The following is a 17,441-nucleotide window of genomic DNA, read 5'->3' as shown; positions in this document are numbered from 1 at the left end:
CCCACAGGGCGTCGGCCGGGTCGAGCACCGGGATGAGGATCGGCTCGCCCTCGATGAGCACGTTCGCGTTGTGCGGTGGCGGAAGGAAGTCCACCCGCTCCCCGACCCGTGCCACGGCCTCGGGGCAGCCCGCGCGCACCGACTTCATGCCGGCGCGGCGCATCACCGGCCGGGCGGACGCCGGTCCCGCGTCGGTCAGCCACGCACCGTGCCCCTCGCTGCTGAGCACCGGTTCCAGGAGGTCGACGACGACGAAGTCCGCGAAGCGCGGCACGGCGAAGTCGGCGAGCTCCTGCGCCGTGCGCATCACGTCGAGCGTCCGGCCGATGCTGGTCCCGGCGTCGTTGACCAGCGAGAGCAACTGGCGGGCGTTCCACCGCTCGGTGACGTCGAGGACCATGTAGCAGACGCCGGTGACGGAGTCGCCGCCGTCAACGAGCGGGAAGAAGGACGTGGAGTAGGCGTGCTGGCGGTGCGGGTCGGCCCAGCTCCAGCCGACGTACTCGTAGTCGGTGACGGGCACTCCGGTGACCAGCACCTTGCGCATCAGCCCTTCGAGGGTCTCCGCCTGGAGCCCGGGCAGCAGCTCGCTCATCCGGCGGCCCAGGCGCTGCTGCCGGGGGATTCCGCCGAAGCGTTCGAGGGTGTCGTTCATCCACACGTAGCGCAGGTCCAGGTCCAGCACCGCCATGCCGACCGGCGAGCGGGTCAGGAAGCCGTCGAGAACGGTCTGGCCGACCGCCCACTGCCGGCGCTGCTGCCGCGCCGAGACCAGGAAGCACTCCCGCGAGTCGATCCGGAAGCAGGCGGAGACCCGCAGGTCGGTGTCGATCCGGCGGCCGTCGCGGTGCCGTAGCGGGATGCGACCGCTCCACCCCATTCCGGCGCGGCACCGCTCGGCGACGCCGCCGGCACGGAGCGGGTCCACGGCCTCCGCCAGCAGCCGGGCGGCGGAGCCTCCGACCACGTCACGCGCCGGGAGCCCGAGGAGTTGCTCGGCGGCACGGGTCCAGCCGACCACCTCGCCGGTGCCGGAGAGCACCGCCGCCGCGTCGGTGGACGCGTCGAGCTGGTCGCGCGCGCCGGGTGGCGCCGGCGGTTCGGAACCGTGTCGCGCAGAGTCCATGGCTCCCCATCCTCTACACGACCATGTTCCTGCTAGTCGGTCCGATGTGCACGGTCCCGGCGGGCGCCGTCGGCCCCCGGACTGGGCAAGGCAGTGGGCCGGGGGCAGCATGGAAGGGCACATCGTCACTTCCGCCGGCCGGTGGAGGAGGATCAGGGATGACAGCCGAATCCTTCCCGTCCGAGGAGGCCGAGTACGACCCGGCCCCGCCCGGGCCGATCGGCCTGCTGGACGTGCTGAGCGTGGGCGCGGTGGTGGTCGACGCCGACGGGCGCATCGTGTTCTGGACCCCGCAGGCGCAGGAACTCTTCGGCTACACCGCGGAGGAGGCGCTCGGCACGTACGCGGCACGGCTGTTCGTCCACCCCGAGCATCTGCCCGCCGTGGCGAAGCTGTTCACGGAGGTGCTGGAGACCGGCCGGAGCTGGGCGGGTGCCTTCCCGATCCGGCACAAGGACGGCAGCAGCCGGCTGACGGAGTTCCGCAACATGCGGCTGCTGGACGACCTCGGTGAGGTCTACGCCCTGGGCCTCGCCGCCGACCACAACCTGCTCCAGCGCGTGGAGACCGATCTCGCCCTGTGCGAGCGGCTGATCAACCAGTCCCCCATCGGCCTCGCCCTCATGGACCCCGGCCTGCGGTACATGCTCGTCAACCCGGCGCTGGAGCGGATCGACGGGGTGCCCGCCGAGGACCACATCGGCCGGCACCTCAAGGAGATCATGGACCTGCCGGACGTCGACACCGTCGAGGCCTGCCTGCGTCAGGTGCTCACCACCGGCACGCCGCTGCTCGACCAGTACCACGTGGGCCGCCCGCCGACCGACCCCGAGCACGAGCACGCCTGGTCACTGTCGTTCTACCGGCTGGAGGACCCCGGCGGCCGGGTCCTCGGCGCGGCCACCTCGGTCGTCGACGTCACCGAACGGCATCGCGCGGCATCCGAGGCCGACCGGGCCCGGCGGCGGCTGGCGCTCATCGCCGACGCCTCCACCCGGGTCGGCACCACGCTGGAGGTGGAGCAGACCGCGCGCGAACTGGCCGAGATCGCCGCCTCCGAGCTGGCCGACATCGTCGCCGTGGACGTGCTGGACTCGGCGCTGGCCTGCCGCCGTACCCGGGCGCCCGACAACGGCCCGGAGCTGTTCCGCGCCCTCGCCCTCAAGGCGGCCCACCCGACGGTGGCGCTGCGTGCCGCCGACCCTCCCGGTGACCTCGCCTCCTACGAGGGGGACCGCCTGGTCACCCTGTGCGTGCACACCGGCCGACCGGTGCTGGTACGGCATGTCGGCGAGCGCGACCTGCCGCGGATCGCCCGGGACGAGGAGGCCGTCGCGCTGCTGGCGCAGGCCGGCGTCCACTCGTATCTCGCCGTGCCGCTGATCGCCCACGGGGAGGTGCTCGGCGCCCTCGACCTCAAGCGCACCGGCAATCCGCTGCCGTTCGACCAGGACGACGTCGTGCTGGCCGGTGAGCTGGCGAGCCGGGCAGCGGTGGCCATCGACAACGCCCGCTGGTTCCAGAGCGTGCGCAACACCGCCCTCACCCTCCAGCGCAGCCTGCTGCCCGACCACGCGCCGCACCACACCGGCCTGGAGCTGGCCTCCCGCTACCAGCCCGCCCAGTCCACCAGCGAGGTGGGCGGCGACTGGTACGACGTGATCGGCCTGAGCGACGACAAGACCGCCCTTGTCGTCGGCGACGTCATGGGCAACGGCATCGACGCCGCCGCGACCATGGGCCGACTGCGGACGGCGACCTGCGCCTACGCGGACCTCGACCTGGCCCCCGAGGCGGTGCTCCAGCACCTCGACAAGATCACCTGCGATCTGGAGCACTACATCGTCACGTGTCTGTACGCCGTGTACGACCCCCGCACCGGCCGGTGCCGCATCGCGAACGCGGGACACATGCCGCCCGCGCTGGCCCGCCCCGGCCGCGCCCCCGGTCTGCTCGACCTGCCCGCGGGAGCCCCGCTCGGCATCGGTGGCATCCCCTTCGAGGCCACCACGGTCCAGCTGGCCCCCGGCGACCTGCTGATCCTCTACACCGACGGCCTCGTCGAGACCCGCCACCATCCCATCGACGAGCGCCTCGACGCCCTGCTCACGTTCCTCGACGAACCCCGCCGGCCTCTCGAGGAGACCTGCGACCTCCTGCTGTACGGGCTGCGCCACCCCGAGGACCACGACGACGTCGCCCTGCTCGTCGCGCGCGCCCTGTAGTCAGCTCGCCGGACGGGACACCGTCCCGCCGGACACCAGTGACCGCGCCACCGTACGCAGGTCGGGGACGTCGTCCCCGGCGCTGTCCTGCGGCCCCGTACGGGCGGTCGCCACGAGGATGCCCCGGGCGCCCGCCCGGCGGGCGGCCTCGACATGGGCGCCGGTGTCGCCGATGACCGCGCAGTCGGCGGGAGCCGTGCAGATACGCCCGGCGGCCCAGAGGACCAGGCCCGGCTCGGGCGGACGGCAGTGGCAACCGTCGACGGGGTCGTGCGGGCAGACCCCGCGGATGTCGAACGGGCCGAGCAGTTCCTCGACCCGGGCGTCGACCCGGCGCACGTCCGCCTCGGTCAGCCGGCCGCGGGAGATGCCGGGCTGGAAGGTGAGGAAGCCGGTGCGGACGCCGTGCAGGCGCAGCAGCGCGAGCGCCTCGTGGGCGCCGCCGACGGGGCGGACGCGGGCGGGGTCGGCGTTGTCGGGGAGGTCCTCGACGAGGACACCGTCGCGGTCGAGGAGCACGGCGCGGATCCGGCTCACGGCGCCACCTCACGCCAGGGGCGGACGCCCCGGTGCCGCCACAGGCCGCTGAGCCGGAACCAGCTGGCCGCCGGCGGGATGAGCACGCTCGTCGCCACCAGGGTGGTCACCTCGTCCCGGGTGCGCGGGCCGGGCGCGATGCGGGCCCAGGCGAACTCGGCGGTGCCCGCGGCCCAGAACGACGCCGCGACGGCGGCCGCCGTGCGCCGCCTGGCCGCCGCGAGCACACAGGCCGCCGCACCCGCCGCCGTCACGGCGAGATGGCTGCGGACCCGGCCGCGCGGCGCGACCGCCTTGTACCACCACCCGGCGCCGTGCAGCCGCTGCATGAGCGCGTCGTCGGCATGCCCGCGCTGGGCGGCCACCGAGGCCCAGCGGTCGGCCGGGGGCACCGGGTGCCGGGTCGTGCGCCGACCCTGCCGTATGCCCCACCCGGCGTCGAGGAGCCGCAGGGCCAGGTCGACGTCCTCGCGGTGGGCGCGCAGGAAGCGTTCGTCGAAGCCCCGGACCTGCTTGAGCGCGTCGGTGCGGTAGGCCATGTCGACGGTGCCCCAGCGGGCCCGCGCCCGGGCCACCGTCTCGCGCTCCCCGTCGGTGGGGCGGCGCGACCGGGGCAGCGGTACGGCGACCACTCCCTGCACCCCCGCCGTGTCGGGGCTCGCGGCGGCCAGGTCCTGGGTGAGCTGCTCGTACCAGTGCGGGCCGACCTGCGCGTCGTCGTCGAGGAAGGCGACCCAGGGCGAGGCGACCGCGCGCAGGCCGGTGTTGCGGGCGGCGGCGGGTCCGCGGCCGCCGCCGTACAGCACGGTCGTGCGGTCGCGCAGATCGCCGAGGACGCTCAGCGGGTGCTCGAGCGTGCCCGGATCCGGGTCGGAGCGGTCGTCGACCAGGACGATCTCGTGCGGCCAGGGGCCGGTGGCTGCGGCCAGCGCGCCGAGGCAGTCGGCCAGGGTGTCGTGGGCGAGCGTGGGGATCACCACGGCGTAGGCGGTGGTCATGTATGGCCGGGTGCCAGTGTGTGGCTACCTCAAACCCTCCGGGAGCACCTGGGGCGGCCACGGGGCCCACTATAAACTCCGTCTATACACCCAATGTATAGTCTCGCCATGCCCCTACGACCTGCAGTACGTCGCGGAACCCGTGCGCTCCCCCCGACCGCGCCGACCGAGCCGACCGGGAAGACGCGCAGACGGGGGACCTCGTTCCGTGCCGCCGCCACTTTGCTGGCGGCCCTGTGCCTGCCGGCCGTGCTGTCGGGCTGCACGACCCTGGAGACCACCGCTCCCAGCACGGTCCGCGCGCAGGCCGCGTCCGACGCGAGGACCGCCGCCTTCGGCAGCGTCGACTGCCGGCGCGCCAAGTGCGTCGCGCTGACCTTCGACGCGGGCCCCAGCGAGAACTCCGCGCGCCTGCTCGACATCCTCAAGGAGAAGCGGGTCCCGGCGACCTTCTTCCTGCTCGGCGCGCGGCACATCGAGAAGTTCCCTGAGCTGGTGCGACGGATGTCCGACGAGGGCCACGAGACAGCCAGCCACACCTGGGACCACAAGATCCTCACCGAGCTGGAGCCGGACGAGATACGTGAGGAACTCCGACGCCCCAACGAGGAGATCGAGCGGCTCACCGGCCGCCGCCCCACCCTCATGCGCCCGCCCCAGGGCCGTACGGACGACACCGTGCACGAGATCTGCCGCGAACTCGGCCTCTCCGAGGTCCTGTGGAGCGTGACCGCCAAGGACTACGCGACCGAGGACTCCGACCTGATCCGCCGGCGGGTCCTGGACCAGACGGAGCGGGACGGCATCATCCTGCTGCACGACATCTACGACGGCACCGTGCCGGCCGTGCCGGGCGTCATCGACGCACTGAAGGAGCGCGGGTACGTGTTCGTGACGGTCCCTCAGCTACTGGCCCCGGGGAAGGCCGAACCGGGCAGGGTCTACCGCTAGGACCGCCCGACATCACCGCCGCCGCCCGCGAAATCTGCCGGTCCGGTGCGGTGCCGCCCCCTTAGGATCCCTGCGTGGCGACCTTCCAGCTCGAACGCACGGCTCCCCTCTCCCCGCCCGAGGCCTGGCGCCGGCTCACGGACTGGCCCCGGCACGGTGACGTCGTCCCGCTGACCCGCGTCACCGTGCTGACCCCCGGACCGACGCACGAGGGCACGGAGTTCGTGGCCCGTTCGGGCATCGGGCCGCTCACCTTCGACGACCGGATGGAGGTCACCGTCTGGCAACCGCCGGGCGACGACACCCCCGGCCGGTGCCGGCTGGAGAAGCGCGGACGGTTGATGCGCGGCTGGGCGGAGATCGAGGTCCGCCCCGGCCCGGGCGGACGCGCGCACGTGGTCTGGCGTGAGGAACTCCGCGTACGCATGCTGCCGGCATTCCTCGACGGCACCCTGGAGCGGGCGTCCCGCTTGGTGTTCGGCCGGGCGGCGAACCGGCTGCTACGAGGGCGGTGACCCGCGCCGCAGCGGTGCGCGGACTCCGGCGCACGACCCGGCACGGTTGCGCGGCCGTGCGCGGCACCCGACCCATGACGTCCTACGGCCCGCGACGTACGACCTCCTGAAGCCGTGCGGACCCGTGACCCCGTTCGCGGCGGAGCGGCTGCCTCAGGCCACCGACCCGATACGTCCCGTCGCTGCCGACGCGGTGTGGTGGTGGATCGGCGTGTGCGCCCCGGTCAGCGAGACCCCGCTGCCGCCGCGCCGGCCCGCGACGATCTCGGCCGCGATGGACAGCGCCGTCTCCTCCGGCGTCCGGGCGCCGAGGTCGAGGCCGATGGGTGAATGCAGGCGGGCCAGCTCCAGGTCGGTGACGCCGACCTCGCGCAGCCGCCTGTTCCGGTCGAGGTGGGTGCGGCGGGAGCCCATGGCACCGACGTACGCCACCGGCAGCCGCAGCGCGAGCTGGAGCAGGGGGACGTCGAACTTGGCGTCGTGGGTCAGCACGCACAGGACCGTGCGGCCGTCGACGTCGGTGCGCTCCAGGTACGTGTGCGGCCACTCGACGACGATCTCGTCGGCGTCGGGGAAGCGCGTCCGCGTCGCGAAGACGGGGCGGGCGTCACACACCGTGACGTGGTAGCCGAGGAACTTGCCGACGCGGACCAGCGCCGAGGCGAAGTCGATGGCACCGAAGACGATCATGCGGGGGGCGGGGACGGAGGACTCGACCAGGACCGTGAGCGGTGCTCCGCACCGGGAGCCCTGCTCTCCGATCTCCAGGGTGCCGGTACGGCCGGCGTCCAGGAAGGCGCCGGCCTCGGCCGCGACGGTGCGGTCCAGCTCGGGATGGGCGCCGAAGCCGCCGTCGTACGACCCGTCGGGGCGGACCAGCAGCGCGCGGCCACCCGTCAGTTCGGCCGGGCCGGAGACGATCCGTACCACCGCGGCGGGCGCCCGCCGGGACGCGGCGGCCACCGCGGCCGCCACCACCGGCCGCACGGGATCGTCCGCCCGGACCGGGGTGACCAGGATGTCGATGACGCCGCCGCAGGTCAGGCCGACCGCGAAGGCGTCCTCGTCGCTGTAGCCGAAGCGCTCCAGGACCGGTTCCCCGTCCTGCAACGCCTGCCGGCACAGTTCGTAGACCGCGCCCTCCACACAGCCGCCGGAGACCGACCCTATCGCCGTGCCGTCGGCGTCCACCGCGAGGGCGGCGCCGGGCTGGCGCGGGGCGCTGCCCCCCACGGCCACCACGGTGGCCACGGCGAAGTCGCGTCCCTGCTCGACCCACCGGTGCAACTCGTCGGCGATGTCCAGCATCTGTCGGTCTCCTTAAGCGGTTGCGTGGAGGGCGGGCGCCTGGGCCTGCCCTAGTGGACGCCCATCCAGCTCTCGATGGGACGGAGTGCGAAGAACACCACGAAGATCACCGTCAGGGCCCACATGAAGGCGCCGATCTCGCGCGCCTTGCCCTGCGCGGTCTTGATGGCGACGTACGAGACGACGCCCGCGGCGACGCCCGCGGTGATCGAGTAGGTGAACGGCATGATCACGACGGTCAGGAAGACCGGGATCGCGGTGGCCCGGTCGGACCAGTCGACGTGCCGGGCGTTCATCATCATCATGGCGCCGATCACCACCAGGGCGGCGGCCGCGACCTCGCCCGGCACGATCGCCGTCAGGGGCGTGAAGAACAGACAGGCCGCGAAGAACAGACCGGTGACCACGGACGACAGGCCGGTCCTGGCGCCCTCGCCGACACCGGTCGCCGACTCCACGAACACCGTCTGGCCGGAGGCGCCGGAGACGCCGCCGATCGCGCCGCCCGCGCCGTCGATGAACAGCGCCTTGGACAGGCCCGGCATCCGCCCCTTGCCGTCGGCGAGCTTGGCCTCCGTGCCGACGCCGATGATGGTGGCCATCGCGTCGAAGAAGCCGGCCAGCACCAGGGTGAAGACGATCATGCCGACGGTCATCGCGCCGACCTCGCCCCAGCCGCCGAACTCGACGTCGCCGAAGGCCGAGAAGTCGGGCGTGGAGACCGCGCTGCCGCTCAGTTCGGGCGCGCCGCCGGCCCACTGCCCGGGGTCGATGACGCCGGCCGCGTTGAGGACGACGGCGACCACGGTGCCCGCGACGATACCGATCAGGATGGCGCCCGGAACGCCGCGCGCCTGGAGCATGAAGATCGCCAGCAGGGTCACCGCGAAGAGCAGCACCGGCCAGCCGGCCAGCTCGCCCGTCGGGCCCAGGACGACCGGGGTGCTCTCGCCCTGGTGCACGAAGCCGGCCTTGTAGAAGCCGATCAGTGCCACGAAGAGTCCGATGCCCATGGTGATCGCGTGCTTCAGGGGCAGCGGAATCGCGTTCATGATCATCTCACGCAGGCCGGTGACGACCAGCAGCATGATGACCACGCCGTACATCACACACATGCCCATCGCCTGGGCCCAGGTCATCTGGGGAGCGACCTGGGAGGCGAGGACCCCGGAGACGGAGAGGCCCGCGGCGAGCGCGAGGGGAACCTTGCCGACGAGACCCATCAGCAGCGTGGTGAGTGCCGCCGCGAACGCGGTCGCGGTGATCAGGGCCTTCTGGCCGAGCGTGTCCCCCGCCGCGTCCTTGCCGGACAGGATGAGGGGGTTGAGGAGCAGGATGTACGCCATCGCCATGAAGGTGGTGACGCCGCCGCGCACCTCACGAGCGACCGTGGATCCCCGGTGGGATATGTGGAAGTAACGGTCGAGCCAAGAGCGTCCGGCCGGGACGCGGGTTCCCCCACCCGCGTCCTGCGAGACGGTCTTCGGCTCCAGTGACTGCTGGGTCATGTGGGCCTACTCCCAAGGTTCAAAGGGGCACCCGCATGGGTACCGCCGTGCGGCTGCGGGATTTGGGAAGGTGCTTCGGCCGCACGACCCGGGGGACGGCCCGAGACGAACGATTCGGATCGGTTGCAGGCACCGCGAGCGGAGCGGTACCCGGGGCTCCGGGCGACGCGGAGTGTGTGACGTTCCGTGCGCCGCCCGGAGAGCTCTTACGCGGTGCCGGTCAGGTGCTCGGGGCGGACCGGCGTCCTGTTCAGCTCCAGGCCGGTCGCGTTGCGGATCGCCGCGAGGACCGCCGGGGTCGACGACAGGGTGGGGGCCTCACCGATGCCGCGCAACCCGTACGGGGCGTGGTCGTCGGCGAGTTCGAGGACGTCGACCGGGATGGTCGGCGTGTCGAGGATGGTCGGGATCAGGTAGTCCGTGAACGAGGGGTTGCGCACCTTAGCGGTCTTCGGGTCGACGACGATCTCCTCCATGACCGCCACACCCAGACCCTGGGTCGTACCGCCCTGGATCTGGCCGATGACGGACAGCGGGTTCAGCGCCTTGCCGACGTCCTGGGCGCAGGCCAGCTCGATCACCTTGACCAGCCCGAGCTCGGTGTCGACCTCGACGACGGCGCGGTGCGCGGCGAAGGAGTACTGCACGTGGCCGTTGCCCTGGCCGGTGCGCAGGTCGAAGGCCTCGGTCGGCCGGTGCCGCCACTCCTCCTCGACCTCGACGGTCTCGTCCTCCAGGACGTCGGTCAGAGCGGCCAGTACCTCGCCGCCGTCGGTGACGACCTTGCCGTCCTCCAGCAGCAGCTCGGCAGTGGCCCAGGCGGGGTGGTAGGAGCCGAACTTGCGGCGCCCGAGCTCCAGCACCTTCTCGCGGACCAGCTCACAGGCGTTCTTGACGGCACCACCGGTGACGTACGTCTGCCGCGAGGCCGACGTCGAACCGGCGCTGCCCACCTGGGTGTCGGCCGGGTGGATCGTCACCTGCGCGACGCCCAGCTCGGTACGGGCGATCTGCGCGTGGACGGTGACGCCGCCCTGACCGACCTCCGCCATGGCGGTGTGCACGGTCGCGACGGGCTCGCCGCCGACGACCTCCATGCGCACCTTGGCGGTGGAGTAGTCGTCGAAGCCCTCGGAGAAGCCGACGTTCTTGATGCCGACCGCGTAGCCGACACCGCGTACGACGCCCTCGCCGTGCGTGGTGTTGGACAGGCCGCCGGGCAGCTGGCGCACGTCGGCGCCCTCGCTGGACTCCCACTGGCGCTCCGGCGGCATCGGCATCTTCCGGACCCGGCGCAGGAGTTCGGCGACGGGGGCCGGCGAGTCCACGGGCTGGCCGGTCGGCAGCAGGGTGCCCTGCTCCATGGCGTTGAGCTGTCGGAACTCCACCGGGTCCATGCCGAGCTTCGCGGCGAGCTTGTCCATCTGTGCCTCGTACGCGAAACACGCCTGGACCGCGCCGAAGCCGCGCATGGCGCCGCAGGGCGGGTTGTTGGTGTAGAGGGCGACGGCCTCGATGTCGACGTCGTCGACGACGTACGGGCCGACCGACAGGGACGAGGCGTTGCCCACGACCGCCGGGGAGGCGGAGGCGTAGGCGCCGCCGTCCAGGACGATCCGGCACTTCATGTGCGTGAGCTTGCCGTCCTTGGTCGCGCCGTGCTCGTAGTAGAGCTTCGCCGGGTGACGGTGGACGTGCCCGAAGAAGGACTCGAACCGGTTGTAGACGATCTTCACCGGCTTGCCCGTGCGCAGCGCCAGCAGGCAGGCGTGGATCTGCATCGACAGGTCCTCGCGGCCGCCGAACGCGCCGCCGACGCCGGCCAGCGTCATCCGGACCTTGTCCTCGGGCAGGCCGAGCACGGGCGCGATCTGGCGCAGGTCGGAGTGGAGCCACTGGGTGGCGATGTAGAGGTGGACGCCGCCGTCCTCCTCGGGCACGGCGAGGCCGGACTCGGGGCCGAGGAAGGCCTGGTCCTGCATGCCGAAGGTGTACTCGCCCTTGACGATCACGTCCGCCCTCCGGGCGGCCTCCTCCGCGTCGCCGCGCACGATCGGCTGACGGTGCACGACGTTGGGGTGCGGCACATGGCCGGCGTGGTGGTCGTCGCGGCCCTCGTGGAGGAGGATCGCGTCCGGCGCGGTCGCGGACGCCTCGTCGGTGATCACGGGCAGCTCGCGGTACTCGACCTTGATCTTGGCCGCGGCGCGGCGGGCCGTCTCCGGGTGGTCGGCGGCGACGATCGCGACCGGCTCACCGTGGTGGCGCACCCTGCCGTGCGCCAGGACCGGGGTGTCCTGGATCTCGAGGCCGTAGTGCTTCACCTCGGTGGGCAGGTCGTCGTAGGTCAGCACGGCGTACACACCCGCCGTCGCCAGCGCCTCGGACGTGTCGATCGAGACGATCTCGGCGTGCGCGACCGTGGAGCGCAGGATCTGCCCCCACAGCATGTCCTCGTGCCACATGTCGGACGAGTACGCGAACTCGCCGGTGACCTTCAGGGTGCCGTCCGGACGGAGCGTTGACTCGCCGATTCCGCCCTTGGTGCGGGTGCCCTGCGTGATCTTCGCAGGAGCGCCGGTGGGGGCACCGCCCTGCTCGAACGTGATTGAGAGCTTGGGGGAAGGCATGTCAGACCCCCTCGGACTGACGGGCGGCCGCCAGGCGGACCGCGTCCATGATCTTCTCGTACCCGGTGCAGCGGCACAGGTTGCCCGAGAGCGCCTCGCGGATGTCCGCGTCGGACGGGTTCGGGTTGCTCTCCAGCATCTCGTCGGCGGCGACCAGCAGGCCCGGCGTGCAGAAGCCGCACTGCACGGCGCCCGCGTCGATGAACGCCTGCTGCACCGGGGAGAGTTCGTCGCCCTCGCCGGTCTGGGAGTCGGTGCCCCCGGCCTGCCACTGCTTCGCCTCGTCGAGCGAGGTCCCGCCGCAGGCGCCGGTGCCGCAGGACCGCTGCTTGGCGTAGTCCGCGAGGCCCTCGACGGTGACGACCTCGCGGCCCTCGACCTGCCCGGCGGCGACCAGGCAGGAACACACCGGCACACCGTCCAGCCGGACCGTGCAGGAACCGCACTCGCCCTGCTCGCAGGCGTTCTTGGACCCGGGCAGACCGAGCCGCTCGCGCAGCACGTACAGCAGGGACTCGCCCTCCCACACGTCGTCGGCTTCCTGCGGACGGCCGTTGACCGTGAAATTGACGCGCATTACGCGGCTCCCTCCGTGCGTGCGGCGGTGCCGCGGTACGACTCCCAGGTCCAGGTCAGCGTCCGGCGGGCCATGACGCACACCGCGTGCCGGCGGTAGCTCGCCGTGCCCCGGACGTCGTCGATCGGGTTGCAGGCGGCGGAGCACAGGTCCGCGAACTGCTTGGCGACCGACGGCGGGATGATCTTTCCGTTGTCCCAGAAGCCGCCCTCGTCGAGCGCCGCGTTCAGGAACTCCTCCGCGGCCCTGGCCCGGACCGGGGTCGGGGCGGCCGAGCCGATGCCGGTACGGACCGTCCTCGTCTCCGGGTGCAGCGCGAGCCCGAAGGCGCACACGGCGATGACCATGGCGTTGCGGGTGCCCACCTTCGAGTACTGCTGGGGCCCGTCCGCCTTCTTCACGTGCACGGCACGGATCAGCTCGTCGGCGGCGAGCGCGTTGCGCTTCACCCCGGTGTAGAACTCGTCGATCGGGATGCGCCGGGAGCCCCGGACGGACTCCACCTCGACCTCGGCGCCGGCGGCGAGCAGGGCGGGGTGGGCGTCACCGGCCGGGGAGGCGGTGCCGAGGTTGCCGCCGACGCCGCCGCGGTTGCGGATCTGCGGGGAGGCCACGGTGTGCGAGGCGAGGGCCAGACCCGGCAGCTCGGCGCGCAGGTGCTCCATGACTCGGGAGTACGGGACGGAGGCACCCAGTCGCACGGAGTCCTCGCCGACCTCCCACTCGAAGAGGTCGCCGACGCGGTTGAGGTCCATGAGGTACTCGGGCCGACGGTGGTCGAAGTTGATCTCGACCATCACATCGGTGCCACCCGCAATCGGCACAGCGGTGGGGTGCTCGGCCTTCGCGGCGAGCGCCTCCTCCCAGCTGGCAGGGCGAAGGAAGTCCATGACCGGCTCTCTTCTTCGTCTCGTGGGTCGTACAGATTGAGCCAATCCGTGTGCGGCGGGCCCGGCTCGTTCATGTGCTGTTAACGCGGATTGACGTCAGTACACAGCCCCATGCTCCAACGGGGTCAGTCACCGAAACCATGAAGGAGTTGGCTGGCCAGTGCGGGCATCTTGTAGATTCGTATGAACGGAGGTCATCAGTAACCTCCGGGATTTCCTGGGGAAACGTCCGGCACAGCCCGCGTGACCTGGAGCACAGCACGGGAGACGGCGAGCACCGCTCAACCGCCCACCGCACGGGCCACCCACCCCTGGCCCGTCAAGATCCATCGTAGTTTTCGAGACAAAGAACGGCGGCGACGAGAATGCGGCTGCGCGCACTGCTGGACACCGACGCGCTGGGCCTCAGGCTGCTCGGCGGCGAGGACGAGCTGGACCGCACCGTGCGGGGCGTGATGACCACGGACCTGCGGGACCCCAGCCGCTACCTCTCCGGCGGTGAACTGGTGCTGACGGGCCTGGCCTGGCGCCGGGACGCGGCCGACTCCGAGCCCTTCGTGCGGATCCTGGCGCAGGCGGGCGTCGCGGCTCTCGCAGCCGGTGAGGCCGAGCTGGGCGATGTGCCCGAGGACCTGGTCCAGGCGTGTGCCCGACACCGCCTCCCGCTGTTCGCCGTCCACGAGTCGGTGGCCTTCGCGACGATCACCGAGTACGTCGTACGGCAGGTCTCCGGCGAGCGCGCCGGGGACCTCGCCGCCGTGGTCGACCGGCACCGCCGGATGATGACCTCGGGCCCGGCGGGCGGCGGCCCGGACGTCGTGCTCGACCTCCTCGGTTCCGACCTGGACCTGCGCGCCTGGGTCCTCTCCCCCACCGGCCGCCTCATCGCGGGCTCCGAGGTCGGCGGCCCCGCGCTGCCCCCCGAGGCCTGCGCCGAGCTGGCAGCCGAGCACCTGGCGGCCGCCCGCACCGGCCGCCGCGGTCCGCACCGCCTGATCCTCGGCACCACGACCTACTCGGTCTTCCCCATCCGCAGCAGCGGCCGCTCCCCGCAGGCCTCCCGGGACGTCCGCGAGACGGTCCTGTCGGACTGGCTGCTCGCAGTGGAGGCGGACGCCGGGGACTGGGCGGAGGAGCGCCTGGACCTGCTGCACGGCGTCACCCAGTTGATCGCGGTCGAGCGCGACCGCCGCGACGCCGCCCGCACGGTCCGCCGCCGCCTGGCCCAGGAGGTCCTGGAACTCGTCCAGACGGGCGCCGCCCCCGCCGAGATCGCCGCCCGCCTGCGCGTCGCCGCGCCGGTCCTGCTGCCCGGCCTCGGCGCGGCCCCCCACTGGCAGGTGGTCGTGGCCCGCGTCGAATGGGCGGGCTCCGAGATCGAGGCGGGCCCGGTGGCCCAGTCCCTGCTGGAGGAGATCCTGGTCGACCCGGCGGCCACCGGTCCCGAACCGTCCGACCGCATCGCCGTGGCCCACACGGGCGACGAGGCGATCGCCCTGGTCCCCCTTCCGGCCGTCTCGGCGGAGCACGACGGCTCGGAGAGCGGCGTCCTCGCGGACGCCCTGCTCACCTCCGTGAGGGAACCCCTCTCGGCCGGCCTGGGCGACGACGGCCGGGTGACCCTCGGCGTCAGCGCGGCCGTCCACTCGGCGGAGGGCCTGCGCGGCGCCCTGGAGGAGGCACGGCACGCCCGCCGGGTGGCCGCGGCCCGCACGGGGCGGGTCTGCGCGGCGGGTCACCAGGAACTGGCGTCGCACGTCCTCCTCCTGCCCTTCGTCCCCGACGACGTACGCCGCGCCTTCACGGCCAGGCTGCTGGACCCGCTGCGCGACTACGACCGCCGCCACCGCGCCGAGCTGATCCCGACCCTCGAGGCGTTCCTCGAGAGCGACGGCTCCTGGACCCGCTGCGCCTCCCGCCTCCACCTGCACGTCAACACGCTGCGCTACCGGGTCGGCCGCATCGAGCAGTTGACGAGTCGCGACCTTTCCCGCCTGGAGGACAAGCTGGACTTCTTCCTGGCGCTGCGCATGAGCTGAAACCTGAAAGCCCTGGGACTCCCACGACTTTGTGAAATCCTTCACCCACCCCCTTGGCCGGGCAGCTGAATTGGTGTTGGAATGCGGCCACCACTCAACAGCTCGATGGCGTGCTCGGGGAGGGCAACGTGGCGCATACCGCCATGTCTGGTACTGGAACGACCTCTGACGACGATCCCCTCCAGACCGCGGTATGGAGGCTGCGCTCACGGGCCTGCTGGGCCGACGCGGCCGCCCTGCTGACCCCGGCCACTCCGGCGGCCGCGCTGCAGCGCGCCGCACTGCTGGTCGAACGATGTCTGTACACCGAGCAGGGCTGGGAGGAGGCCGAGGACGCCCTGCGCACGGCCGAGGCCCTGGCCCTCACCGACGAGGAGCGGGGCGCGGCGGCCTGTGAGCGCGGGCAGCTCGCCTACGCCGCCACCCTGCACACGGTCCGGGACCGCGCCGACGAGGCACGGGCGGCCCTGGGCCGGGCGGCGGCCCTGATCCCCCCCGGCACCTCCGGCCGCCCCCTGCTGGACTTCCGCCGCGGCCTGCTCGCCGAGAACCTCGCGCACTCCCCCCAGTCCGCCCAGGCCGCCTACCGCCGCGCCCACGCGGGCGCCACGGCCCACGGCAACACGCTCCTGCTGTCCTTCACCTGGCGCCACCTGGCCGGACTGGCCCTCAGGGAAGGCGACTTGACCGAGGCCCGGCACGGCTTCGCCGAGTCCCTGCGGATCCGCGAGGAACTGGGCTACCTGGTCGGCACGGCCCCCGCACTGGCCTCCCTGGCCGACACGGAACCCGAACCGGAGGCCTCCCGCCTACGCGAGGAGGCCCGCCGCCTCTACCGCCTCCTGGGCGGCGTCCCCACCTGGCTGGCAGCCCACCTCACCCCACCGACCCCGGACGCGGCAACGGCATAGCAACGGGTGGCCCCAGCGGCACGCATGTTCACGGCTTACGCGACCGACGCACGCGTACGGCGAGAAGGGGTCGTGTCGGGGGGTGTCCGCCCGCAGCGGTTGGCGTGTCGACACGGGTGCGTCGGTATGTGCCAGATTAGGCGCCGTTCCGAGGACGGACACCCCCGGCACGGCCCCGGCCCACCCCCCGGACAGAAGGCGCCGCAGCAACCCGGCACTCACCCGCACGGGCATCGCACACCGGCTAACACCAGCGCGCGAAGTGCTCCTCCACGACCACCCGCACGGCGTCCAGATCCCGCAGCACGAGCGCATCCACCAACGCGGCATGCTCAGCCGCGTCGGCCACCAGCTCCGTACGCCCCCCGGAGGCCGCGACCAACGACCACTGCGCCCGCCGCTGCACGTCGTCGGCGATCCGCACCAGCTGCTCGTTCCCCGCAAGCCCCAGCACGGCGCGGTGAAACGCCCGGTCGGCCTCCGCATACGTCGCCCGGCATCCGGAGGACGCGGCCCGCACGGTCGCCTCGGCCGACGGCCGCAGCTCCGCCCACCGCTCCGCGGGCACCACCCGCGCCAGCCGCAGAATCAACGGCGCCTCGATCAGGCGCCGCACCTCGGCGAGTTCGGAAAGCTCACGCGCGTCCCGCACGACGACCCGGAAGCCCCGGTTGGGCACGACCTCGACCGCGCCCTCCAACGCCAGCTGCTGCATGGCCTCCCGCACAGGCGTCGCCGACACCCCGAACCGCTCCCCCAGCGCCGGCGCCGAGTACACCTCCCCCGGCCGCAACTCCCCGCTCACCAGCGCGGCCCGCAACGCGTCCAGGATCTGTCCCCGGACAGAAGCCCGCTGCACCACGGGCCGGATCGGCGCCTCACTGTGCGTGTGCTCCCCCCGCACAGCCCCGACGGCACCACCCGCATCGCCCTGCTCCCGCCCCCGCCCCCGCTCCGCACCCGCAGGCTGCACAGGGACCCGCACATGCGGCACCGCGAATTCAGCCAAGCCACCCTCGGCGAAGCCGCTTTCAGCGAAGCCACCCTCGGCGAAGCCCTGCGCACCTCGCTCCACGGGGTCCTCCTCCGGACGTGTCAGTACTTGGGGTCATTAACGGCGGCTTGTTACTCGTCCGTCAAGCACCTTAGGCGCAGAAGCCCCTGGTTCACATCCGCACCTCGTCGGGTAAGGTAAGCCTTACCTCTAAAGGCCCCACACGTCTGCG

Annotated in this window: 14 protein-coding genes; 5 read left to right on the top strand and 9 right to left on the bottom strand. The window is 72.6% G+C overall.

Annotation, left to right across the window (positions count from 1 at the left end; all coding sequences use genetic code 11):
- Window positions 1–1,126 (bottom strand): PAS domain-containing protein (locus AB0O67_RS30640; RefSeq protein ID WP_365457041.1); only part of this gene is annotated, 1,126 nt, incomplete at its 3' end.
- A 158-nt stretch (window positions 1,127–1,284) separates the two neighbouring features.
- Here AB0O67_RS30640 and AB0O67_RS30635 point away from each other — a divergent pair.
- A complete protein-coding gene (locus tag AB0O67_RS30635) occupies window positions 1,285–3,351 on the top strand; it encodes a SpoIIE family protein phosphatase (protein WP_365457038.1) in 2,067 nt (688 codons plus the stop codon).
- Here the strand turns inward: AB0O67_RS30635 and AB0O67_RS30630 are convergent, their stop codons facing one another.
- Window positions 3,352–3,888: an HAD-IIIA family hydrolase gene (locus AB0O67_RS30630; RefSeq protein WP_365457035.1), complete on the bottom strand. Its 537-nt coding sequence runs from the start codon at window positions 3,886–3,888 to the stop codon at window positions 3,352–3,354.
- Window positions 3,885–4,886, bottom strand: a complete 1,002-nt coding sequence (locus tag AB0O67_RS30625) for a glycosyltransferase (RefSeq protein ID WP_365457032.1) — start codon at window positions 4,884–4,886, stop codon at window positions 3,885–3,887. Before AB0O67_RS30625 ends, AB0O67_RS30630 begins: the two co-directional genes overlap by 4 nt.
- A 108-nt stretch (window positions 4,887–4,994) precedes the next feature.
- Here AB0O67_RS30625 and AB0O67_RS30620 point away from each other — a divergent pair, with 108 nt between their 5' ends.
- Together AB0O67_RS30620 and AB0O67_RS30615 are read left to right on the top strand one after the other, a co-directional pair.
- Window positions 4,995–5,837: a polysaccharide deacetylase family protein gene (locus AB0O67_RS30620; protein WP_365457029.1), complete on the top strand. Its 843-nt coding sequence runs from the start codon at window positions 4,995–4,997 to the stop codon at window positions 5,835–5,837.
- Between the two features lie 74 nt (window positions 5,838–5,911).
- Entirely contained in the window at window positions 5,912–6,352 is a 441-nt protein-coding gene (locus tag AB0O67_RS30615) for an SRPBCC family protein (protein ID WP_365457025.1), read from the top strand.
- 153 nt (window positions 6,353–6,505) lie between these two features.
- Here the strand turns inward: AB0O67_RS30615 and AB0O67_RS30610 are convergent, their stop codons facing one another.
- The 5 genes from AB0O67_RS30610 to AB0O67_RS30590 form a co-directional block, all read right to left on the bottom strand.
- On the bottom strand, window positions 6,506–7,660 hold the full coding sequence (locus AB0O67_RS30610) for an XdhC/CoxI family protein (RefSeq protein ID WP_365457022.1): 1,155 nt from the start codon (window positions 7,658–7,660) through the stop codon (window positions 6,506–6,508).
- Window positions 7,661–7,710: 50 nt separating this feature from the next.
- On the bottom strand, window positions 7,711–9,168 hold the full coding sequence (locus tag AB0O67_RS30605; protein ID WP_365457019.1) for an NCS2 family permease: 1,458 nt from the start codon (window positions 9,166–9,168) through the stop codon (window positions 7,711–7,713).
- Between the two features lie 206 nt (window positions 9,169–9,374).
- The gene (locus AB0O67_RS30600) at window positions 9,375–11,798 is read right to left on the bottom strand and encodes a molybdopterin cofactor-binding domain-containing protein (protein WP_365457016.1); all 2,424 of its coding nucleotides are present in this window, start codon (window positions 11,796–11,798) and stop codon (window positions 9,375–9,377) included.
- Between the two features lies 1 nt (window position 11,799).
- Window positions 11,800–12,375, bottom strand: a complete 576-nt coding sequence (locus tag AB0O67_RS30595) for a (2Fe-2S)-binding protein (RefSeq protein WP_365457013.1) — start codon at window positions 12,373–12,375, stop codon at window positions 11,800–11,802.
- Window positions 12,375–13,265, bottom strand: a complete 891-nt coding sequence (locus AB0O67_RS30590; RefSeq protein ID WP_365457010.1) for a xanthine dehydrogenase family protein subunit M — start codon at window positions 13,263–13,265, stop codon at window positions 12,375–12,377. The genes AB0O67_RS30595 and AB0O67_RS30590 overlap by 1 nt, the downstream gene beginning before the upstream one ends.
- 365 nt (window positions 13,266–13,630) lie before the next feature.
- Here AB0O67_RS30590 and AB0O67_RS30585 point away from each other — a divergent pair, with 365 nt between their 5' ends.
- Entirely contained in the window at window positions 13,631–15,304 is a 1,674-nt protein-coding gene (locus tag AB0O67_RS30585) for a PucR family transcriptional regulator ligand-binding domain-containing protein (protein ID WP_365457007.1), read from the top strand.
- A 143-nt stretch (window positions 15,305–15,447) separates the two neighbouring features.
- On the top strand, window positions 15,448–16,215 hold the full coding sequence (locus AB0O67_RS30580; RefSeq protein WP_365457004.1) for a hypothetical protein: 768 nt from the start codon (window positions 15,448–15,450) through the stop codon (window positions 16,213–16,215).
- A 244-nt stretch (window positions 16,216–16,459) separates the two neighbouring features.
- On the opposite strand, the gene AB0O67_RS30575 is transcribed toward AB0O67_RS30580, so the two are convergent.
- A complete protein-coding gene (locus AB0O67_RS30575; RefSeq protein WP_365457044.1) occupies window positions 16,460–17,224 on the bottom strand; it encodes a GntR family transcriptional regulator in 765 nt (254 codons plus the stop codon).
- Between the last annotated feature and the right edge of the window lie 217 nt (window positions 17,225–17,441).

It is taken from the genome of Streptomyces sp. NPDC086077 (genome assembly GCF_040686175.1).
GTDB lineage: Bacteria > Actinomycetota > Actinomycetes > Streptomycetales > Streptomycetaceae > Streptomyces.
Note: the sequence above shows the minus strand (reverse complement) of the source record. Positions and strands in the feature narration are given on the sequence as shown.